This is a genomic window from Bradyrhizobium sp. CB82, assembly GCF_029714405.1.
GTDB lineage: Bacteria > Pseudomonadota > Alphaproteobacteria > Rhizobiales > Xanthobacteraceae > Bradyrhizobium.
The window spans coordinates 1,341,498-1,364,112 of sequence record NZ_CP121650.1; the positions used below are offsets into that span (position 1 = coordinate 1,341,498).

Here is a 22,615-nt window from a genome sequence, read left to right on the forward strand (position 1 = left end):
CGGTGGCCCTCGACGCGATTGCCGACACTGTTCCGCCTTGGGCCGAATTCCGCTGGATCGGCACTCGCGCAGCCGAAGTGGACGCCGTCCTCGTGCGAAGCAGCGGAGCTTTCACCCGGTTGTTCGAGCTGGAAGTCCTGCATCTCGCCGACGAGGTGACGGTGTACGAACGGGTCAGAGGCAAAACTCTGCCTACGTTTTGTCCTGAGCGCCACATCAACGCTGACGGTTCGTTCTGCCTCGGTCTTCGGGCCGGCCAGGGGATCAACTCGGCGACCGCGGCGACCTGGTGGACGAAGCTTCACGCGTTCCTGCTTTGCCAAGAGACCGCTGCGGAGGCCAGACTTTGGCCTTCCAGCGCCCAGCTATCCCATGGCGATGCGGGCGATATCGAGCTCCTCGCCGAGCAAGCCGCGGCCGAAACCGGCGCCAGTGCCGCCTATCGCGACGCCGTTGAGTTCGATATCGGCCCGATCGCGGCGGGCCTTTCCAGGATCAACAAGGCGACCGGACGCTTGCGGAACGGTCGGAGTTCCTGCCTTTGCGGTCGCAAGCACCGGACCGGAAAACCGCTCCTCCGACGGGAGTGCCAGTGCCTCGGATGCCCGATCGAACTCGAGTTCAAACGACGCGCAGCGGTCGACCGCTTCTGGCGCTCGATGTCCAGTTTGCAATGTTGCGGCACTATGCTCGAATGCCCGCTCAAAGCAACTGCCCTGTCGAGCTAAGCGCACTTAGCTCGACAGTGATCTGCGTGACCTTCCGATAACTGTAGGAGGGCGCCTTAGCTGTGGGCAACGCCGCCAATGGTATGGCTCTCACTCCAGAACCTATATTGGCAGTCGATCCATGTACGTCTCGCGCTTAAGCGAGGCGCTTACTGCGTAGCGCGAAATGACTGTCAATCGGCCCTTTAATTGCGGGTTGTTGTCAAGCTGCCATTCTTTCTCTCCAGTGACACGCCGGTAGCGATTGCTCCGTCGGAGCTGGTCGGGGTTGCGGAGACGGAGCGATCGCGGATGGCAAGACGATCGCCTAGGGGGATTGGATTATCGACGTCGTTGGCGGCTTCAGCGTGATTGGGTTGATGTCGCGGCTGGGGTCATGGTCCTTTCCGAGGTCGCGAGCGCCTCATGATGATGTCCGGATCGGGCGCCTCAACGTTTGCAGCGGAGTGCGGACAGACCGCCACCAGCCGATTGACCGAGGTCGCCACGACCACCGTCCCAGCGGGACATCGCCAGTCCGGCGAACCGGACCAGGAACTTGCAAAATAGGATTAGGCCTCCTTCACCTGCCCCCAGTCGAACGATGTGCCGTCGACCCAAATGCAGTGCAGGATTACGGCGATCTTCCGGGCAATGGCTACCTTTGCCTTCCTTACGCCAATCCGCTTTGCGAGCTTCATGCCCCAGGCCTTGAGGCAAGACCATTTCTTTGTTCGGTACAGCAGAACGGTTGCGGCCTCGAACAGGTAAGTTCGTAGAAGTCGGTCGCCCCATCGAGATATCTTGCCGTTGGTGTCCGTTTCGCCAGATTGATTACGTCGCGGCGTAAGGCCCAGGTAGGCGCCGACCTTCGAAGCCGATCGGAAGCGCGAAGGGTCATCGATCGTGTGGCGGAACGTTAGGGCAGTAGCGACGCCGACACCCGGGACCGTCATCAGACGACGCGTCGTCTCGTCCTGTTTTGCCAAACGGCGGACTTCGTCATCGAACTTGCTCTGTTGTTGACAGACGTTCTCATGGATCGACAAGAGCGGCGCTATCACGCTCAGGAGCTGATGATCATCGCCCAAGAGCTCGTGGACCTGACGGCGGAACTGCAGGCCGATTGCGCGAGGGAACAATAATCCATACTCCTTGATCAGGCTGCGAACCTGGTTCTCGATATCCCGGCGAATGGTCACGAGACGAAATCGCGCAACGAGTATCGCACGAATCTTCTGGCTTTCTTCGCTTTTGACCTTCACCTCCCGATACCAGCCGACGCGCACCAGCTCGGCAAGGCCTCGCGCGTCGTTCTGATCGCTCTTGTTCATGCGAACCGACAAGGCCGCGTGCGCGTGCCGAGCGTCGATACAAACCACGGGAAGATCAACCCTTCGGAGTTCATGCCACAGCCAACTCGCCATCGCGCCAGTCTCGAATCCGATGCGCTCCGCAAGAGGCGCATGTTTGCGAAGCAGGCTGGTCAACGCGCCCGGATCAGATTTGACCTTTCCTTCGAAGATTACTTGCCCCATCTCGCCGACTACGCATATCGCCGTTTCCCTCTGCGAGACGTCCAGCCCAACGTATTGCTTCATCATACCTGCTCCGAATCGTTTGATTGCGAGAGCTTGACAATAGCGAGAGGAGCTTCCTCCCGAGCGCCAACCGCAATTACGTCATCGTTTGCAAATTTTGCAGGCCGAATGACACATGAGGTCTGGTTGCTCATGTCTAGCCGGGAGATGCTATCGCTGCTCGGCGCTTCCGACCATATTCGTCGGTATTCGCCTTGCTAGTGCCTCCGCCATACTCGTGCTGGTCGCCTCCGAGATGGTAGGTGCCAAGGCCGGTCTCGGCTATCTCATCATCAACAGCCAGTACAGCTTCCTGATCCCACAGATGTATTTCGGCATGGGCATCACGGTCATCGGGCTTGTGTTCAATGCTGTCCTCGAGACGGTGGAGAGGCACTTCATGCGATGGATGGCTCCGGTGACGCCATGAGTGTGCAGCCAGTTGCGGACATTTCTTTTTGCTCAGCGCGGGGCGGCAGAGCCGTTGCTACGAGACTAGCTTTAAGGTCACATGGCGAATGCCGCCGCTACTGCATATTCACCCTAAGCGTTAGGATAGGATAGTTTCACTCGCATCACTGGAGGTGGCGACCTGCTGGGCGAGCATGATCCCCCGCGCCATCTCGTCGTCCCGGTAGGCAAAGTCGCGGGCCTCGTCCGCTACCGCTAGGAAAATTGCTGCGATCAGTTCCGGTTCCGGCGGCAGCGGGATATATTCCTTGGCGCCGGCATGGATCGCCGCGGCCGCGGCGCGGGCGTTGTTGGTGATGCCGCAGGCGACGATCGGCACGTAAATGTGCTCGGTTTCCAGCCGCATTACGAGGTCGCGGATGTCGAGCCCGACATCGACCAAGAGCAGGTCGGCGCCCTTGCCGCCGCGCAAAATCCGCATCGCCAGTTCATGATCCTCGGTCTGGGTAACAGTCGCGCCGTTGTCGATGGCGATCTTGGTGGCTGTCGTGAGCTGGCCCTTCAAGGTACCGACAATAAGAAGCCGCATGCTATTATCCTATACGTCTGTTTCGCGTGGTCCACGACGCGAGTCTATGAAATGTCACACTATGCTTTGTATCATCATGATGACGCCGAGCTTGTCTTTCAACAGCACCACCTCGACGCCACTAGGCGGTGATTCCTCAGTCAATCTACGTATGGTTGCTGAATGCCGGCCGCCGGTCAAGCTCAAATCTGCACTGTGCGGTGCGCCCGGAGCACCACTTCTATTGGAGTATCAATTGGCGTCCCAAAATTGCACGCCGAATGACACGGCATAAGCGGCTTAACGACGTCGATCCGAAGACGGATTGGCGAGCTGGGCGGGGCTTCTTCTAGTGATCCAGAATATCACCAGCTTCCTCTTCAATTCGCATCTCTGCGATTTTCACGAGGGATCGATATATGTTCTCGGCGTGGGAGTTGTCGTCGGAATGAGCTTACAAAGTCAACAGCGGGCCGCAATCCGCGCCCCGCTACGCGTGCGATCCATCCAAAAAAGATACCCGATGCAGCGGAAACGAAGACCGCCAAAGCAAGCGCCACTCGTCCGGCCAGCAAGAAGCCCATGACACCTACTGAGTGTGCTCCTATGGCCATGAAAGCCAACAGCACAGGATAAGATTGCTCATTATCACTCTCACCCGGGTGAGATTGCTCCGTATCGCTCGTCCGGCTCTCGGCTCTTTTCTTCACGCGGCGGACCAATCGGATTGGAGGGGACTGTATTCGCTCATTGTGCAAATGCATCCACCTTGGCTGACCGTCCAACAAATACCCCCGCATTGAGACTCCATGGAGACAAGGGCAGGGCCGCTCCGCCTGCCCCCCAAGGGCGGGGAGCCACGCTGCCGCAACAGCGCGCTACTATGCAACTTCGTTTTCCGCGCGGCTTGTTAGTGGGGCGTTCAGAGACTTTCTGGCACTCCGATTTTCGAGGCTCGGCGCTCATCCTGACGTGGGTCTAACCGATCGGACGGATCGCGCCCCAGCTTCAGCTGTGCCAGATCGATAAATTCGTCCGCCTGCCGTCGAAGTTCGTCGGCTATCATTGGCGTCTGGCTCGCGATCGTGGACACGACAGTCACCCGTACGCCGCGCCGCTGGACGGCCTCGACCAGGGGGCGGAAATCGCCGTCGCCCGAGAATAGGACCATCTGGTCGATATGCTCGGCAAGCTCCATGCCGTCGACCGCCAGCTCGATATCCATGTTGCCCCTGACCTTGCGGCGGCCGCTCGCGTCAATGAATTCCTTGGTTAGCTTGGTGACAACCGTGTAGCCGTTATAGTCGAGCCAATCGATGAGCGGCCTGATCGACGAACATTCCTGTTCCTCAATAATCGTCGTGTAATAGAACGCGCGCAGCATCGTGCCGCGGCTCTGAAACTCCCCGAGCAAGCGCCTGTAGTCAATGTCGAAGCCAAGCGCCTTGCAGGTTGCGTGAAAGTTGGCGCCGTCGATAAAGAGCGCGATTTTGTCGAATGGTGACATTGGCGTTTGACCGCTCCCACCACTCATTCGCCTACTCCGCGCGCGCTTCATCCAAAAAAGGAATCCGAGGTTATGAGACAGCTCAAGATTGTCTCCCGTTAGAAGGTGACCAACGCTGTACAGCGCAGACAACGCGACAATCAGGACGGAGAGATAGGCCGCAAGTTGAGTCCCGAATTCACCGTCACGCAGCTACAACAAGACGCGCGCTAATCAGTCCAGCCCGTCATCAATGTATCCTACGCTTCCAACTAGAAATTAAGAGCCCCGCCTCATGGAGCACAAGGGCAAGGCCGCTCCCCGTGCTCCCCAAGGCGGGAAGCCACGCTGCTGGGAAACAGCGCACTACTTCGGCGTCGCTCAGACTCAGCGGGCGTTCCGATTGTCGCCCTCGTCGCTCTTTACGACGTTGCGCAAGACAATTTCGGAAAGCTCCACAACCAACCGTTTGAGACGCGCAATCTCTTCCTTGCAGCGCCTCAATTCGCGCTGGTCCTCTGTCATCTCCGATGTTTCAGGCTGGCTGCTATTGCTGTCTTTCATGATTGATGTAGGACCATCGGACCGGCGTCACCTTCCGAACAGCAAGGGATGACTTCACCATACGACACTGGGGTCGGACTCCAGCGACAAATACCTTGGTCCCGCGGACCGTGCTACGACAGATACAGTACGTAACGAGCGAACAATTTCGTTTCTCGCCTGAGTCCGTCATCTCGGCGGTGCGTTTCGTACAAAAGGCGTCATAAACATCACGACCGCGCCGTCGTCACCGTCAGGTGAAGCCTTTGCCCGTCCTCCAGCAAGAGAGATAACAGCTGGCAGTCGCTCGCGGGCTTGCTGATGGCAATCGCGACCTTCCGCCGCCCAGAATAGTATCTCAAGAGGGCTTCTTTGACGTCCTCTGCAAGGATTTCTCGAGGGTCTGAAAGCGCGGTAGCTATCATGCTCTTTATTTGATCCTCTCAATTTGTGAGCGGAAAGCGGATCATGCGCATGAGTAGACGAACCTCGACGTGGATGCCAATACCAATTCCGGACCAGCTTGGAATGAACGCGACACTGGCGGCACATTAGAGGAGGGCGGGGACTTTTTTTTGCGTTTTATGATGGATAAGCGACGAAAAAAGGCGGCAACGCGCCGATCCGCGCTGTGGAGTCTCAACGGGGACACCTTTACGCGATCCAATACGACCATCGTCTCGAAGCCCTTAATGTCCGGGCTCACATAGAGGTATCGCCGAGTGAACTCTTCGTATTCTTCCATGCTAGTGGCGGTAACGTATAGGAGGAAGTCCGCGTCTCCCCGTGACGTCGAATCCGTTGACGACCTCGGCTGACGATTTGATGGCCTTTTTTGAATCTATCGATGATATCTGACCGCTCCCCCTCCATAGTCCCTAGCACAAGCATTTGAACAGGCCGTCCTACCGCCTTCGTCGAAAGGCTGCGGTAAGAGTCCCATCAGTTCAGAGTTGTAAGTCAGGGATGTTGGCGTGCACGGGGGAAGGCTGTGAGCGGCCGGGCCGAAAATCGGAATGCCCGAGAGTCTTTGAGCGACCCGCCGAATTACGAGCCGGCCTTCCAGTTCGGCGTATGCGGCGAACGCCGTCAAGTCGTGTCTTCAAGCTGAGTGTCGAGAGGAGCGTCAGTAAGGATATCTATAGGGACAGGCGGCTAGACCCGGGCAATATCCGCAAGGCGGCCGTCCTCGGAAGAATACATTTCGACCACTAGCGCGGTATTTCCAATACGCGAGACTAACTTGCTCGCTGTTCGCAGGCGGCCGTATCTGGGAAGAGAAACCAGGGTTTGATGCTGATCCCTTTGCGAAGCGAATACATGTAGAAGATTGGAAGGCTTTGGGGAAAAAGCCCTCGAAATTCGCTTCCATTGAAGGTGATGAAAATTGAGTCAGGAAATGCGCGTTCGACCGCACGTTTTTCGACCATGTTCATCCGGTAATATTCTAATGCGCCCTCTTCACAACTTCCATTTCCGCGATACCATTTCATCGCGCTAGCAAGCAGCCGCTGGAACGTCGGCTCCGGTACGATCTCATCGATTAAAGGACTTGTGTTATCCGCTTCCGCGGCCTTTGTGAGGTCGCCCAACCAACAGCTCTCGAAACCGCGTTCGCGGGCGCCATCCGCAATCTCATCAAAATATTGGCGTATGTTCTGTGACGAATGTCCGTTTAATTCCGCATGGGTGTCGGTGAAAATCAATCTTAGTGCTGCCCCGGGCGCGTATGTTTTACTGATTCGGTGGGTGAAGGCAGCCAAATAGTTCAGGCATTCGAAGTCCGGCTTGTCGATGTTGGACCGCGGACCTTTGCCCCAATAGAGCACAAATGGAACGGGATTTCTGAGCGCAATTGATTTGGAAATGCTCTGCAACATTGCAACAGCGCTATCAGGCTGCTCGCGCTTAAAAGCCCAGGTATTAAAGGCTTGCAGGACCTTTTCTGGCGCGATCTCCTTGGCTCGAGGAGTGACAGGCACCGCAATTTCGATTGGTCCTTCAAATCCTCCGTCAACAGCTTTGTTGCCAAACGGTTTCGGACAGGCCGTTATTTCAGTGTTGGTTAATGGGTCTTCTTTCGAACCAACCGTATCGCAACCCGACATATGAACTCCGAAAGAAGATCTTTTTATCGCGAGTTAATAATCGGTTATTTTTCTCAACGTCAACTCGGAAGAGTGGTGACCCATCTATTAAGGTTAACCTTCCACGCTCCGGTGGCCGATCAATGAAGTTAAGTCGCCCGAAATATCCGGCGAGTAAGCCCTGCCGATAGGGGGCCTGTTCTCGGCATGAATTTACAAATCCTAGAGCTGCCAAAGCTGATTGCTGAGCGTCGAAGCTCGGCAATTTTCGGCCTGGTGATCATCACCATGATGTGGGCAGGAGTTGCTGTAAAATACTTCGGCGATCTTCGGGGGGACCAAAGAGAGGCGTATCGGGACGCTCATAACTTTGCGCTGGTATTCGAAGAGAATGTTCTTCGATCAATCGGAGAAATTGATAAGGCGCTCCTATACTTGCGACGGAGCATTGAGACCCGGAAAAATACGGTTAGTTTTAGCGCTATTGCCAACACGACCGACGTGCTGAGCGACATCATCGTCCAAGTCGCCATTATTGATGACAAGGGAATTATGCGCGCGTCGAACAGCGGTCCTCAACCCGCGCCTGCCCTGGATCTGAGTGATCGGGAGCACTTTAAGTTTCATGTGAACAACATCGCGGATCAGCTTTTTATCAGCAAGCCGGTGGTTGGCCGTGCGAGCGGAAAATGGTCCGTGCAATTCACGCGGCGCTTCGTGAACAGTGACCAGACGTTCGGCGGCGTCGTCGTGGCCTCGCTCAATCCGGACCATTTGACGAAATTCTACAACAATATCAATTTTGGATCGGCGGCGGCGATCGCCCTGATCGGAAGTGATGGCGTGGTTCGTTCGAGTGGTGGGAGCGCGGTCGGTTACGCACTTGGAGACGATCTTAGCGGAACAGAATTGCTCGACCAAATGCGAGCCGGGGTCGAAACTACATTTGAGAGCGTTGATCCTGCCAACAACGAGGCGCGTTTCATTACTGTCCGCAAGGTCAAGGGCTATCCGTTGTGGGTCAGCGTTAGCTTGAGTAAAAACCAGATCTTGGAAAGCTCTCGGAACGCCCTCAAGTTGAATTCGTTGGTGGGCACTGTACTTACTTTGCTGGTTCTCATTGCTCTTGAGCAGCTTCTACGGATAGACGCGAAGGCAAGACAAAAAGCGAATCAGCTTGACCTTACGCTCGAGTATATGAACCAAGGAATTATGCTGGTTACCTATGACCAGCAGATTCCGATTATCAATCGTCGCTGCGGCGAGTTGCTCGATTTGCCCGTAGAGTTCATACAGAACCCACCAAGGGTCGATCAACTCGCCGAATACGAGACACCGACGGGCAGATTGACCGCGGCGTCTGTTCGGATCTTTGCAGATCTTGTCGCAGGAGAACTCGGCGTTAGCGAACGAACGATGCCGGATGGATCAATCATCGAGATTCGCAGGGAAAGTCTCCCCGATGGTGGGTTCGTCCAAACCTTCACCGACGTCACGAAAAGATCGCGCGCTGAAGCAGATGCAGTCCGCCTTAGTTCCGAGGATTCACTCACCGGTCTCCCAAACCGGCGGATGTTTCGCTCCATGCTCGACCGGATGAGCCGCCGGCAACCATCGGCAGTAGACAACGGGCAGGCAGCGGTGGAATTCGCCGTCCTATTTCTTGATCTTGATCGTTTTAAAGCTATCAACGATACGCTTGGCCATCAGACCGGTGACTTGCTCTTGCAGGAGATGGCCCGGCGCTTAAAGGGTACGCTCGGTGCAAACGAAGTGCTGGCACGCCTCGGCGGCGATGAGTTCGCAGTTGTTGTGCCGGCGGTTGAGTGCCGACCAGCGCTCGAGGCCCTAGCAAATAGTATGATCGAGGCAGCACAGGAGCCTTTTGAGATTGGGGGCCACCGAATCCGTTCTGGAATCAGTATCGGTATCGCCATTGGACCGTGCGACGGAGTAAATTGCGACGACCTTCTGATTGCCGCCGATCTGGCACTATACGCGGTCAAAGCCCAAGGTCGGGGCAGCTATAGATTCTATCATGCTGCAATGAACAGGGAGCTTAGGGAACGACGGCAGCTTGAGATCGATCTGCGCGAGGCGATCGAGCAAAATGAGATGGAATTATACTATCAGCCCATCCTCAATTTGCGGAGCAACATCATAACCGGATTCGAAGCCCTGGCGCGATGGCGCCATCCGGTCAATGGCATGATATCGCCGGCAACATTCATTGCGGTAGCGGAGGATACTGGACTCATTCAACCTCTTGGCGAATGGGCTCTGAGAGAGGCGTGCCGCTGCGCCGCGCACTGGCCGAACAATCTTAAGATAGCGGTCAATCTTTCTCCGATTCAGTTTGCAGCTTCCAATCTCTCCGAGGTCGTGAGACACGCCCTGGCGGAAACCGGACTTCAGCCGCATCGCCTTGAGCTTGAAATTACCGAAGGAGTATTCATGACCAATAATGAATCCACCCTATCTACCCTGCGTCAGTTGAAGCAACTCGGCGTCCGTATTTCGCTGGACGATTTCGGTACCGGGTATTCCTCTCTCAGTTATCTGCGCAGCTTCCCATTCGACAAAATCAAGATAGATAGGTCGTTTGTTTCTGACCTTGCCGAAGGCACCGAGCACGTTGTGATTGTGCAAGCCGTGGTGAGTATTGCTCGCGCTCTGGGAATGACGACGTTGGCAGAAGGCATCGAAAACGTCGGACAGTACGATTTTCTCGCGGCGCTCGATTGCGACGAAGGGCAAGGCTATCTGTTCAGTCCACCTGTTCCAATAGCAAAAGTTCCTGAAATGATTGCCAAATGGTCGCCCGGGCGCAAATTTGTCGCGTAGAGTTTGGGACCCGCTCGTTTAGCCAGCGACTTTCTCAAGAGCGTACTCTCCAGTTTGTTCACCGGAGATCGGCTTCTTGGTTGGTCGCCGAGCCTCGTGCACGAGCAGGAACAGGCCCGATGCAACAACAATGCCGGACCCGATCAGAAGCCAAAGCGTCGGTACGTCGCCCCAAACGAAAAATCCGATCGCAAGTGCCCAGACGAGCGTCAGGTAATAGAATGGCGAGACGGCGGCGGCCGGGGCTAGGTGAAGCGCTTGCGTCCAAAAATATTGTGCCGCGGCGTTTGTAAGACCGCTCAGGGTCAACATGATTGCGTCAGCCGGGGCGGGCATCCGGAATCCAAACAGCAGCAAGAAGGAGTGAAAGAAGGTTACCGTAAGCATCTGCCACATCAACAGCGTCTTTGCAGACTCAGTTGCGGTCATTCCGCGAACGGCAACCGTGACGCTGCCATACATAACCGCGTTTGCCAGCGCAAACAATGCGCCAATCTGCAACGAATCTGCACCTGGATTTACCACAACGAGAACCCCGACGAATCCCGTTACCAGCGCACTCCAACGCGCGATTCCGGCACGCTCTTTAAGCCAGATAAACGACAGCAAGGCTGCCCACAACGATGCAGAAAAATTGATTGCGATCGCTCCTGCAAGCGGCATCAGACTAACGGCGATGACAGTGAACGTCTGCGAGATCGACTGCGACAGCCCGCGTGCAAGATGGGCGCGGGGCCGCCGAGTCTTAAAGACTGACATGCCCGTTGCCGGGAGGATCAATGCGGCGCAGAGAACAAACGCAGAAACGGAGCGAAAGAACATAACCTCGCCAACTGGATAGAGAGCGGCTTGCCATTTCGATAGTGCGCTCGATAGTGCGAACATCACGCTCGCGGCGATCATGCAGTATATTCCGCGAACAACGTCATCCTTCCGTAAGCCGGGAATGGCAATTGGGTTCTGCGGATAGCGGGCGGCGTCCGTAAGATCGCTCATCATGCGTTCCATGAAATTGGAAAGATAGCGTCAGCGTTTGCCGCGCGACTCGCGAGCCACTAGCAAAAGTCGGTCTCGCTTAGCTTTAAGTCTTAAGGAAGTGTTATGGGTAACAGAAACAATTCTTGGTTAATTTTCGCGAAACATGGCGGCGTCCGATTGCCGAACAGCCGAGCCAAACACCCCTTGCCTAGCCCGTGCCCCAGGCAATTGCCGAGGAAATGTCTAAAAGTGTTCATTTTCTTCCAACTAAATCTGGAGCCATTCGGGATAGGTTGCCGACACTGAAATCTGAATTGGGTGGGAGCGGAAATCGTGAAAGTTGAGCTTAACGACGTGCGTTCTGGCAAGGGAGGTAAAACTCTCGTCTCTTCACCCTTGATATGCTTGGACGGAACGTGGTGGGCAATTGATGTCAACGATCCAGATCTAGAAGCTCATTTGAAGCAGTCGGCTCGCTGCGGCGTTGTGCTGTCAGCTGTGCGTGAACGGAAAACCATTAATGGACCCGAACTGCCGCGCAAGGGGCGCCAGCGTCGATCGGCTCAAGACCGCGGTGGTCGAGGAGCAGAAGCTCGATGCGGTCGAGATCGTACAATAGGCGTTGATGGCGACCGTCGCCGCGCGCCACGCGAGCTCGGCGAACAGTCGCGGTAGGCGCTTATGGAGCACGAAACGAATTGTCGCGGCAGGGTTTATTTGCCGAACCTGAAGGTCAGCCAGTAGGACGCCGCCGGCCCTTCCGGCGTCTGGTTCAGATGGCCATTTTGACAGTCGCACGCATCGCTCTCCTAATGTTAGGTCCTCATTGAGCGGGCTCCGTTCATTTTCCGCGGAGCTTGTTGGGTCTCGCCGGAGATGTCAGCCGGGTGTCATCGGTGTCATGGGTGTCGCTTCGGCTGTGGCGCTGGATCGACGTGGGACAGCGGAAGCTAAGGTCGAGATAGGCTTCTAAGACGGCAGAGTTCCCACCACCTTCATAATCATGGTCTGATCCCCGCTGCGATGAGATTGCCTGTCCCGATCTCGTCCTCCAGGGGCTCGATGGGAGGCAGCGATCTCGGTGCGCTGCGGCTCGGGCAGCGAGTCCACGTGTGGCTTAGTCTAACGGTTCAGAAGTCGCGCAACGCCAGCGGTTGAAGCTGGTTGACGACGTTGATGCTGCTATTCGTACCCAAAGTAACGCGCAAATTATCATCGTGGAAGTGGTTCGCTATTTGCGGAATGCCCTGCTGCGGCAGGGTGGCGGCTTCGCGGTTCCGATGTACCTAGCGATAGACCTTCGACCTATTTGATCGATATCGGCCTTGCCCTTGGCGCTGAACAACAAGACGATATGACGAACCTGGATGCCGTAGGGTGATATCGCAAGTTGGTCACATACCTATCTTGGGATTGATTCCCCTAGCAATGCCAGCGCCACAAGCGGCGTCGCGCGGCATGATGGTCGGTCGGTTTGCACAAGGCGTTTCAAGCGGCAGGCGTCGACCATCGCTTATTTTGATCGAGCAGGGCGAAGATGCGGTCGGCTGATACCGGCCGACCGATCAGATATCCTTGGACTTCATCGCAGCTGGTTTGGCGCAAGCACTCGAGCTGCTCGGTGGTCTCGACCCCTTCCGCGACCACGCCAATGTGCAGATCCTGCGCTAGCGCGATTATTGATTTTACGATCGCCGCGCTATCCGGCCGTGTCAGCATGTCGCGTATAAAGGACTGATCGATTTTGATGCGGGTGTAGGGCAATTTTAGCAAATAGGTCAGCGACGAAAATCCCGTTCCGAAATCGTCGAGCGCCACCGTCACCCCCAGTTGCAGGAGTGAACTCAGGATCGATGATGCCGGCCCGTACTTTGAGATCAGCATCGACTCCGTTATTTCGATTTCAAGCCGGCTAGGGGCGACTCTGGCCTGCGTCAGGGCCTGCACGATTGTTTGCAGGATGCTGGTGTTATGGAATTGAGCTGCAGAGAAGTTCACGGCGACCCTGAGATCAGAGGGCCAGTTCGACAGCGTTGAGCAGGCGCGTCGGACCACCCACTCACCGATCGGGTGGATCAAGCCGGTTTCCTCGGCAATTGGAATGAACTCAGCCGGCGAAATGACTCCCCGGACAGGGTGTTGCCAGCGCAGCAAGGCCTCAAAGCCGGTTACTCGGTTTTCGCGAATATCAAAGAACGGTTGGTAGACGAGAAAAAGCTCGTCTCTCCCGATCGCCTCCTCCAGATCCCTTTGCAGCGCCCTTCGATCGCGCGCTGATTTGTCGTCGCTGACCTCAAAGAAGCGAACCGTTCCGGGCCCCGCTTTTTTTGCGCGATAGAGCGCAAGGTCGGCATTTTTCAGGAGCTCATGAGGCGTATTGCCGTCGCGCGGGGCCAACACGATTCCGACGCTCGTCGTGCCTGCGACCTCGCATCTTTCGATCAGGAATGGCTCGCCGAAAGCGCCGACGAAGCGCTCGGCAATTTCCAACGCGTCTTCTACTTTGGCCAGATTGGCCATGATCAGCGCAAATTCGTCCCCGCCGATCCGCGCGACACTATCGGTCTCACGCGCGCATCGCTGCAGTCTCGCCGCGGCCTGAATGAGAAACTCATCTCCTGCGGGGTGGCCAAATTTGTCGTTCACTTCTTTAAAGCGATCGAGATCAAGAAGAAAAACCGCGAATTCCTCGCCCGATCGAGCCAACCGGTTGAGGGCAGCTTCGAGGCTTTCGTTGAAGGCGAAACGGTTCGGCAACTGGGTCAGGGGATCCCGCCGAACCCTCCGTTCGGCTTCCAATTGAGCAATGGTGCGTTTCGTGAATTCGAAAGAATGGGCGAAGACGCCGCGCAGAAGCACGAAGCCATAGGCCACAACGAGGATAGCGACGAGCAGATAGACGAAATCGCCGTTTCTGCCGAGGCAGATTGCCGTACCCACGAAAATCGGAGCCGTGAATGCAACGGCCGCCACCGGAATCGTAGCGAAGGCGAATGCTCCGCCCGCGAGCATCCCGGAGCAAAGACATGTGATCACGAGTTGGCCGCCATTCGAGGCGTCGGCGAAGAAAGCTACCGGAACGACCGCCCAGGCGGTTCCAAGAACGAGCGCATTTCGCACCAGCCGATGCATGGCCTGTCGGGAGACGAACTGCGGCTTCGTAATCCGTCGGGATAAACGTGCCTTCAAGCCTATCGATAACGCGCCGCAAACCACGGCAGCTGCCCAGATCAGGGCATAGTTTCTGTTGGGAGAGTGCCAGAGGGCAATTGCAAGCACCATCGCATTGCAAGCGTTGGCCAGCATGATGCCCAGGGAATAACCGAGCACAAGGGAGATCTGCTCCGCACGAATGTGCCCTGCGACCGCTTCATCTGTCGCAGGGCCGCCGAAAGCCGCCAGGTCCCCCGCGAATAGCTTTGAGAGATACGAGCTCAGATATGTCCTCATCTGGGACCCCCGCAGGACTGGCTCTAACGTTGCCGCCAGTACTGGAAGGTCGCGGCAAACACTTGAGAAAAGATAAATTCTTGAAGTTCGCCACGTCCGGCGCGACATGGGGTGGCCGAACTCATTATTTAGCGTGGCTAAGGCGGGGCCGAGAGCTGGGCGACCCCCTTGTCCTCTGTCACCGCAAACGCGGGGGCACAGTTCTGTACGTTGCGTACTGACCTATGCCTTTAATCGATCGCCGAATTCAGCTGATCGGCCATGATGGCAGCTCGTGCGCTAACCTGCGGTTGGCCGGTATGAGATCGACAGTGTGATCTTCCCCCGAAAAAGTAGACAGGGTTAAGCTGCTTTTAGCTCCATCTGGATCGGGGCAATATATCCGATGGCGGAATGGAGCCGGACTCGGTTGTAGAAGCCCTCGATGTAAGCGAAGACATCGCGCTGGGCCTCGGCGCGGGTCTTGTAGTCGCGATGGTGAACGAGCTCTGTCTTCAGGGTATGGAAGAAGCTTTCCATCGGGGCATTGTCGTAGCAGTCCGCCTTGCGGCTCATTGATGCGGTGATGCCGGCGGCCGACAGGACTGCCCGATAGTCCTGTGAAGCGTACTGCACGCCGCGATCGGAGTGATGAATCAATCCAGGCTCCGGCCGCTGCTGGCGGATCGCCATGGTCAGGGCGGATGAGACGAGCTCGACCTGCATGTGATCGCGCATCGCCCAGCCGACGATTTTGCGGCTGAAGAGGTCCATGACGGCTGCTAGGTAGAGCCAGCCCTCTGCCGTCGGAAGTGGAGTAAGAAGCGCGAGCGCGCTTCTCCTCCCCGAACCGTACGTGCACCTTTCAGCGCATACGGCTCTCTGTTCAAGCTTGGCCCATGGCCATAGCAACATCATGATAGTGCGAGGTGACAGTGCTGCGGGCTTCCTTTCGGAGGATGTATGGATTTTCCTCCGGATTGCGCCACCGGAACTGCGCCTTCGGGCTTGAGACAAGCCGGTAAAGTGCTTTTCCGTTGGTCCCGCCGCGTTCATTCCGACCAAACACGAGCCAGGTTTTCGCCTTGCCCGGTTCCGGGGTTCGGTACCATTTCCGCATCAAAGGTTTGATGCGAGATCGGTATTTGTGCCCCAGCCAATGTGCCATTTTCCAGAATACGACATGGTCGATGTGCCGGAATACGTACGCGGTGAAGTCGGTGAACTTGTAGAACGCTGCCCATCCCGCCAGTTGGCGGTTCAGGCCTGCGATCATGTCGACCGTGCTGACACTATGATTGCCGGAAAGGGTTTCAGTGAGCCTGCGAACAAACCCCTTCGCCTTTTCCTTGGGTATCGTTGTGACAACGGACATGCGTCCGTGCGACCCTCGCTTGCGAATGATCCTGTGCCCCAGAAAGACGAAGCCGTCATTGACGTGGGTGATATGGGTTTTCTCCATATTCAGCATCAATTTCAGCTTGCCTTCCAGAAAGGCGCGGCATTCCTCGCGGATTTCCTCTGCTTGAGCTTTGGTCCCTTTTACGATCACGACAAAGTCGTCAGCGTATCGGCAATAAGCAACCGCCGGCTTCCATTGCCGGTTCTCTCGAACCGTAATAGGGCGGCCCAGCTTGATGCCAAAGTTCCATGCCCAGCGGTCCTTGCGGGCCTTGTCGCTCAGGTATTTCGCCTCCAGCCACGCATCGAACTCATGGAGCATGATGTTGGACAAGAGCGGTGACAGCACGCCACCTTGCGGAACACCCTCGCTGGAGGCTGTAAACAGGTCACGGTCAATGTGACCTGCCTTCAGGAACCGCCAGAGAAGATCAACAAACCGCCCATCCTGCACTCGTCGCCGCACGCATCTGATAAGCAGCCGGTGATGGACCGTGTCGAAGTAGCTTGCCAGATCACCTTCGATGATCCAACGGCCCCTCGTCGTGTCGGCTCCATCCTGAAGCTGTATCTTCACGGTGCGGACGGCATGGTGCACGCTCCGTTCAGGCCGGAAGCCATAGGATAGGCGATGGAAGTCGCTTTCCCAGAGTGGCTCTATGGCCATGAGCATGGCTCGTTGGACGATGCGATCCGTCAGAGTCGGAATACCCAGTGGGCGTAGCTTGCCGTTGGTTTTCGGGATATAGATCCGCTTCACCGGCTGGGGGCGATAACTCTCGTCCAGCAGGCTTTTCCGCAGGTCATCCAGATGCTGATCCAATCTGACCTGCAGTCGTTGCTTATCTATTCCGTCGATGCCCGATGTTCGTGCGCCACTTGACGCCAGAACAATCCGAGCGGCCTCGGCAAGCCATTCCCGGTTGGCAATCAGCCGAAGGAGGCGATCGAACCTTCGGTTCGGATCGCTCTCGGCCCATGTCGCGAGCTTGTGCTGCATTTCACTGATTATCAAAGGTCTTCACCTCATTCGGTCAGGTAGTTTGCACTCCAAGCAGTTTGAACTGTTCCCCTTCGCCATGTGGCAGGTTTTCCCTGCCGCGGACTACTACGAGAACTCCGCCAGCATGATGGACATCAGGGTCAACTCCCTTGCGACGCAAAGCATCGTGGGCATTCCATCATGCCTTCCCTCGTTCATATGCTGGACGTCATCGTATTGGTGAGGCTGCCGGTCGCAGTCTTTTCCCTTGCTTTCCGCAAGTCGATGCCGATGCCATGGTCTGGCTGCGTTCTCCCCATGACCCCTCGCGAGCGTCTTACATCTGGGCTCGCGTTCGGATGCACGCCGTCATAACTGTCCGGCGACATCATCAGCATTCCACCTGTTAAGCCGTGTAGACGGAGGCGACATTTCAGCCCTCAGATGCGGGTGAACCGGTTCGTGTTCCTCAACCTTCCAATACTTCAGCCTCGGGGACCATCTCGGCTTAACGGCTTCGCCTCAATCCCCTTTACCTGCGGGCTACGTCACCCTGCCAGTTGACGACAGGTCACCGCCGCTTGGGCTCATGTCCCCTCACAGCAGGGAACAAGTCATATTTTTTTTTCTCAGTCCTCCTTTCTCTTTTGCATTCCAGTCATACGCTTCCCCAACTGTGGGGCGAGGCGCACTGTAGGTGATATCGGCAAGCCAGATCCGGTTCGGAGCCGCAGCTGCAAAGTGACGTTCGATGAGATTTGGCGCGATCGGCAGGCCATGGCGGCTGTCGGTGGTCCGAACACGGCGCAGTGGTGCCATGATGGCGCGGATGCCGTGCCGATGCATCAAGCGTTCGATCCGGCCGCGACTAATGCCACGTCCCTGCGCCTGCATCGCGGCATGGATTCTCGGGCTGCCATAGCGTCCGCCGCTGTCCTGGTGAACCTGTCGGATCGAAGCCAGGAGCGCAGCATTGGTGGTCGTCCGCGTGCTCGCCGGCCGCTCCCGCCAAGCGTAATAGCCGGCCGCCGAGACCCCGAGCACGGCGCACATCAGCCGCACCGCATAGGTATCGCGATGGTCCTCGATGAAGCGGAAGCTCATGTCCGTGTTCCGGCAAAGATCGCGATCGACTTCCTAAGAAACAGCCGGATTGGCGTCCTCCCGAATGCCCTGTAAGACGAAGCCCAGCGATTTGGCTCTGCGTTGTAGGTTGGCCAGGACGCGGCTGCGATATTGTTGCTCATAATGGGCGGCACCCGGATCTTTGTAGCTCATGCCATGCCGGAGTGTGTTGTAGAACAAAACCGCAATCTTGCGGGCGGTCGCCGTCACGGCTTTCGACTTGCCCGCTCGGGAGGCTAGCCGACGATAGAATGCGCCGAGCGCTGTATCGCTTCTGCCAACGGTCGTGGCTGCCAACCGCAACAGTGCGGCTGCCCGACTCGAAGACCTCCGGGTACGTGAAGAAAGCACCTTGCCACCAGAGATTTTGTTGCCTGGCGCAAGGCACAGCCAGGAGGTGAAGTGCTTGGCGCTCGGCCAAGCCCTCAGATCGGTGCCACACTCCCCGACAAGCTTCAACGCCAGTGATGGACCCAACCCGTGGATCTCAGTCAGATCGAGGCCGAGCACGCCGTACAGCGCGGTCCTGACGTCGAAGGTAGGCGCGTTGACCTGTTTGGTCTTGATGCGTGGCTTGGATAGCTTTCCGACCGGCTTTGCGCCTTTATTGTTCAGTGCCGCGATCAGGACCTCGAGCTTGCGGTCGCAGTCCAGCATCTTGGCCTGGTAGACGTCGTAGAGTTCCAGCGACTGGCTCAGCGCGAAGACATGTTCGTGCCGGTCGTTGCCCACCAGTGCCGCACGGATCGTCGCGATGGATGAACGGCATCGCACGTCCCGATAGGTTGCCAAGACGTCAGGATTCCGCTCGCCTGCAACAATGGCTCGGATAATCCGCATGCCGGTCGCGCCGGTGATATCAGAGACCACATGATGGAGCTGCAGATTCATCTCCATCAGGGCCTTCTGCATATGCTGGATATGGGCGGCGGCATATTCCACCAGCCGCTCCCGTTGGCGCAGATACGCGCGCAGGGTTGCAATCTCGGCATCAGGTCGGAAGCTGCCGCGTAACAGGCCATAGGAATGAAGCTGGCGCAACCACGCGGCATCGCTGACATCGGTCTTGCGCCCGGGCACGTTCTTGGCGTACCGCGCATTGACCAGGATCACCTCAAACCCGCGCTGCTCCAGGATCTCGTAAACCGGGATCCAATAGACCCCAGTGGATTCCATCGCGACACTCGTCACGCCGCAGGCTCTGAACCAGTCCGCCAGCTCATGCAGGTCTTGCGTGAATGTACCGAAAGAGCGCACCGGCACGTCGGTGCAAGCTGGGTCCACCGCGGCCATGTGCATCTTTGATCCAATGTCGATGGCGGCGGCCCCGACGTTGACCAGCTTCAGTTCCGGTCGGTCGCCGGTCGTCCTCTTGAGCATGGCAATCCTCCGTTCAATGATGAGCAGGAGGGTCTGGGCTATGCCAATCGTCATCTTCCTAATCGGGATCGTCGCCCGGCGACGTCACCACTCTCAAGTTCGCATGCACCCATGGACCATGTTTTTTAACGGGGATTGTGCCTCCAATAATCGAGCGGCCGCTACCCTCCCAGCGCCGAGGATAGCACAAGGCTGTTTCTACGCCGCACAGGCGCGCCACGGTGCTGGACCGTTTTTTAAAATGTCCCGTTCCATGCGCAGCCGTTCGTTCTCCTCGCGCAGCCGGGCGATCTCGGCAGCCTGGTCCGCCGGCATCGGCGCCGCCTGCGTCATGGGGCGCCGCGTCGCCGATGCCGGCTCCTTCCGGAGCTTATCCACCCAGCGCCGCAATACCGTATCGCGAAGACCGAGTTCCTTGCCGACCGACGTGATCGACCGGCCGCTGGAGACCACGAGCTCCGCGGCCTGCCGCTTGTACTCCTCGGTAAACGACCGACGTTGACGCTCTTGCATCCGACACCTCTTGGCTCTCAGAGCCTACTACAGGTGTCCACTCATTCGGAGGAGGTTCAGTGCTCTACGAAGGTGAGATGCGCGAACGCATCGTAAGTTACGGCCGCCTGCGCCGACGACTTTCTCTATCGATGAGATCGGTAACGCAGCCGATCGTGGTCGCCCGACATTTCGCCGCTTTCCCGCGCCATATCCGATAGAACGAAGCAATGCTGCGGATTCACGCCAAGAAACGCACGATACGAACGCAAGGGCAACTCTACTCTCGCCAAGGCCAATAGAGGTGATGTGTGGGCACGACGATCTCCGCATCCCTCTAACCGGTGTCCCATTCCCGAGACTGAGGCGGTGGCCGGCTGTTTTCGTCGAGCCAAGGCGGGACTACTGCCCTCGCTCCTACGGGACAATCGTGGGTGTTTCATGCGCAATCGTGACCTTGTCTCCGACAGCTTCCTGACACTGACCGCGGTCGGTCTGGTGGTGCTCTGCTCGAGCCTGCTTGCCTTTGCGTTCACTTAAAGCGAACGCGCTCGTTGCGTTTCGCGCCTTGTACCATGATCTTTTCGGAAAACAGGTGCCTGGATCACACTCTAACCTCGCGGGAGCGGTGAGATGAGCAATTTCAGCCACGAAAGCGTGCTGAGCGTCCATCACTGGACCGACAATCTCTTCAGCTTCACCACCACGCGGAGTCCATCGTTCAGCTTCCGCAGCGGCGAATTCACTATGATCGGGCTCAAGGTCGACGAAAAGCCGCTGCTGCGTGCCTACGGCCTCGCCAGCGCCCGTTACGAGGATCGGCTGGAATTCGTCTCGACCAGGGAGCCGAACGATCCCTTAACCTCCCGTCTGCAGCATTTGAAGGAGGGTGACAAGATCACCGTGAGCCGCAAGGCGACCGGGACGCTGGTCATCGATAATCTCGAGGATGGGCGCAATCTCTACCTGATTGGCACCGGCGCTGGACTTGCTCCGTTTCTGAGCGTGATCAAGGATCCTGAAACCTATCTGCGATTCGGAAATGTCGTGCTGCTGCACGGCTGCCGCCGCGTCGCCGAGCTTGCCTATGGCGAAATGATCACCGAGAAGCTACCGAGCGACGAGCTGCTCGGGGATTTCGTGCGCTATCAGCTGATCTATTATCCGACCGTCACCCGCGATCCGTTCCGCAACCGCGGCAGGATCACCGACCTGATCGCGTCAGGCAAGTTGTTTTCGGACCTCGAACTGCCGGAAGTCGAGCCGCAGCATGACCGCGTCATGATTTGCGGCAGCCCTGCGCTGGTGCGCGATACCCGCGAGCTGTTGGTGGGGAGGGGCCTTGTTGAAGGCAGTCACGGCAAGCCGGCGCAATTCGTGGTCGAAACGGCGTTTGAACAGTAGCCGCCCTAGATTGTGTTAGACTGTCACGTCGCCGGCCGGTGGCCCTCAAAGGGTGCTTGTTCTTTACCCGCGTTTGCAGGCTCGGAAGTCCGGCACCTTTGGCGATCTGGCCGCGCACTTTGCTCACGCTGCACTCGCACGAGAGTCCGCTGTCATGTGGCCATGCCGCTATCACTATCACTGCCCTTCCTGTCGGGTACTCTTTTAACCGGTTTAGTCGCTCGCGGGACGCGATCAGCAGAAGTCGGAGGACCTGCACTGCGCAGCATGCCGTCCACCATAACAAGGGAAATGGCCGCGGCTTTAGCGTAAGCGCTGTTCAGGGGCCACCTACCGGATGACGGGGTGATCTGCGAGTCTGCGGTTCGGTTTGGACCGCTAGGCTTAGAATGGACACAGTGCATACTGCTATCACGGAGCCGGTGCGGCGGCCCGAGGTCTTCACCGGAGCCGGTGTCGGCGGAAGTGGAGCGACGAGGACAAGGCTCGGATTGTTGCGGAGATAGCTACGAGTGGCGACTCCGTCTGCTCCGTAGCGCGACGGCATGGATTGTCGCCGCAGCAGTTGTTCGGCTGGCGCCGTCAGTTGCGAGAAGCAGCGGGCGATTCTTCCGAAGCAGAAGAGGTACAGTTTGTGCCGGCGGTGGTGGATGCCGTAGTGCCGGCGCCCGCTCTTGGGCGTGAGCGCAAAGCGGTGCGCTGCAAGGCCAAGACGAATGACGGGATCATCGAGATCGAAGTCGACGGGATCATGATCCGGGCCGGCCGTTGTGCGGACCCGATGATGATTGCGTCGATTGTCCAGGCGCTGAAGGCGAGCCGGTGATCGGTCCGTCGGGTGCGGTCCGGGTGATGGTAGCGACCAAACCGGTAGACTTCCGCAAGGGAATGGAGGGGCTTGCTACTCTAGTGCGCGAGAGCATGGGGGCAGATCCATTCTCGGGAGCTGTCTATGTGTTCCGGGCCAAGCGGGCCGATCGGATTAAGCTGGTGTTCTGGGACGGAACGGGCCTGTGTCTGTTCGTCAAGCGGCTTGAGGATGGGATCTTCCGCTGGCCGAAGATCGAGGATGGTTTGATGCGTCTGTCGGCGGCGCAATTGTCGGCGCTGCTGGAAGGGCTCGACTGGCGGCGTGTGCATGAGGCGCGTGAGACGCCGACGCCAACGCAACCGGGATAGTTTGTTGGCGGCGCTGCGG

Annotated in this window: 16 protein-coding genes and 3 pseudogenes; 6 read left to right on the forward strand and 13 right to left on the reverse strand. The window is 57.4% G+C overall.

Annotated features, from left to right (window positions below; translation table 11 throughout):
• Positions 1-2 precede the first annotated feature (2 nt).
• On the forward strand, positions 3-728 hold the full coding sequence (locus QA640_RS06405) for an E2 domain-containing protein (RefSeq protein WP_283039899.1): 726 nt from the start codon (positions 3-5) through the stop codon (positions 726-728).
• A 551-nt stretch (positions 729-1,279) separates the two neighbouring features.
• Here the strand turns inward: QA640_RS06405 and QA640_RS06410 are convergent.
• Positions 1,280-2,308, reverse strand: coding sequence for an IS110 family transposase (locus tag QA640_RS06410; protein WP_283039900.1), 1,029 nt, complete (start codon positions 2,306-2,308; stop codon positions 1,280-1,282).
• 217 nt (positions 2,309-2,525) lie between these two features.
• On the opposite strand from QA640_RS06410, the gene QA640_RS06415 reads away from it, so the two are divergent.
• Positions 2,526-2,717 carry a hypothetical protein gene (locus QA640_RS06415; RefSeq protein ID WP_283039901.1) on the forward strand — a complete coding sequence of 64 codons (192 nt, stop codon included), beginning with the start codon at positions 2,526-2,528 and terminating at the stop codon, positions 2,715-2,717.
• 138 nt (positions 2,718-2,855) lie between these two features.
• Here QA640_RS06415 and QA640_RS06420 read toward each other — a convergent pair.
• From QA640_RS06420 to QA640_RS06445, 5 genes and pseudogenes are all read right to left on the reverse strand, one after another.
• Positions 2,856-3,287, reverse strand: a pseudogene (locus tag QA640_RS06420) (sigma-54-dependent Fis family transcriptional regulator); the annotation flags it as partial.
• Positions 3,288-4,188: 901 nt separating this feature from the next.
• Complete coding sequence (locus QA640_RS06430; protein ID WP_283039902.1) at positions 4,189-4,773, reverse strand: NYN domain-containing protein; 585 nt, start codon at positions 4,771-4,773, stop codon at positions 4,189-4,191.
• Positions 4,774-5,139: 366 nt separating this feature from the next.
• A complete protein-coding gene (locus QA640_RS06435) occupies positions 5,140-5,316 on the reverse strand; it encodes a hypothetical protein (protein WP_283039903.1) in 177 nt (58 codons plus the stop codon).
• A 445-nt stretch (positions 5,317-5,761) separates the two neighbouring features.
• Positions 5,762-6,219 (reverse strand): annotated as a pseudogene (locus QA640_RS06440) (Lrp/AsnC family transcriptional regulator); the annotation flags it as partial.
• A gap of 314 nt (positions 6,220-6,533) precedes the next feature.
• Positions 6,534-7,403: a hypothetical protein gene (locus QA640_RS06445; protein WP_283039904.1), complete on the reverse strand. Its 870-nt coding sequence runs from the start codon at positions 7,401-7,403 to the stop codon at positions 6,534-6,536.
• Positions 7,404-7,589: 186 nt separating this feature from the next.
• Between QA640_RS06445 and QA640_RS06450 the strand changes: the two genes are divergently transcribed.
• Positions 7,590-10,226, forward strand: a complete 2,637-nt coding sequence (locus QA640_RS06450) for an EAL domain-containing protein (RefSeq protein ID WP_283039905.1) — start codon at positions 7,590-7,592, stop codon at positions 10,224-10,226.
• 18 nt (positions 10,227-10,244) lie between these two features.
• Here the strand turns inward: QA640_RS06450 and QA640_RS06455 are convergent, their stop codons facing one another.
• The 7 genes and pseudogenes from QA640_RS06455 to QA640_RS06485 form a co-directional block, all read right to left on the reverse strand.
• A complete protein-coding gene (locus QA640_RS06455) occupies positions 10,245-11,222 on the reverse strand; it encodes a DMT family transporter (protein WP_283039906.1) in 978 nt (325 codons plus the stop codon).
• Positions 11,223-12,692: 1,470 nt separating this feature from the next.
• On the reverse strand, positions 12,693-14,654 hold the full coding sequence (locus QA640_RS06460; protein ID WP_283039907.1) for an EAL domain-containing protein: 1,962 nt from the start codon (positions 14,652-14,654) through the stop codon (positions 12,693-12,695).
• 342 nt (positions 14,655-14,996) lie between these two features.
• Positions 14,997-15,464, reverse strand: a pseudogene (locus tag QA640_RS06465) (IS3 family transposase); the annotation flags it as partial.
• 55 nt (positions 15,465-15,519) lie between these two features.
• On the reverse strand, positions 15,520-17,049 hold the full coding sequence (gene ltrA, locus QA640_RS06470) for a group II intron reverse transcriptase/maturase (RefSeq protein WP_283037743.1): 1,530 nt from the start codon (positions 17,047-17,049) through the stop codon (positions 15,520-15,522).
• Positions 17,050-17,613: 564 nt separating this feature from the next.
• Positions 17,614-18,120: an IS3 family transposase gene (locus QA640_RS06475; protein WP_283039908.1), complete on the reverse strand. Its 507-nt coding sequence runs from the start codon at positions 18,118-18,120 to the stop codon at positions 17,614-17,616.
• Positions 18,121-18,153: 33 nt separating this feature from the next.
• On the reverse strand, positions 18,154-19,521 hold the full coding sequence (locus QA640_RS06480) for an IS110 family transposase (protein WP_283042734.1): 1,368 nt from the start codon (positions 19,519-19,521) through the stop codon (positions 18,154-18,156).
• A gap of 198 nt (positions 19,522-19,719) precedes the next feature.
• Positions 19,720-20,034, reverse strand: coding sequence for a transposase (locus tag QA640_RS06485; RefSeq protein ID WP_283039909.1), 315 nt, complete (start codon positions 20,032-20,034; stop codon positions 19,720-19,722).
• A gap of 612 nt (positions 20,035-20,646) precedes the next feature.
• Here QA640_RS06485 and QA640_RS06490 point away from each other — a divergent pair.
• The 3 genes from QA640_RS06490 to tnpB all read left to right on the forward strand — a co-directional run bounded on the left by QA640_RS06490 (position 20,647) and on the right by tnpB (position 22,596).
• Entirely contained in the window at positions 20,647-21,417 is a 771-nt protein-coding gene (locus tag QA640_RS06490) for a ferredoxin--NADP reductase (RefSeq protein ID WP_283039910.1), read from the forward strand.
• A 502-nt stretch (positions 21,418-21,919) separates the two neighbouring features.
• Positions 21,920-22,243 (forward strand): transposase, encoded by a 324-nt coding sequence (locus QA640_RS06495; protein WP_283042735.1) that lies wholly within the window; start codon positions 21,920-21,922, stop codon positions 22,241-22,243.
• Positions 22,240-22,596, forward strand: coding sequence for an IS66 family insertion sequence element accessory protein TnpB (tnpB, locus tag QA640_RS06500; RefSeq protein ID WP_283039911.1), 357 nt, complete (start codon positions 22,240-22,242; stop codon positions 22,594-22,596). The genes QA640_RS06495 and tnpB overlap by 4 nt, the downstream gene beginning before the upstream one ends.
• Positions 22,597-22,615: the final 19 nt, after the last annotated feature.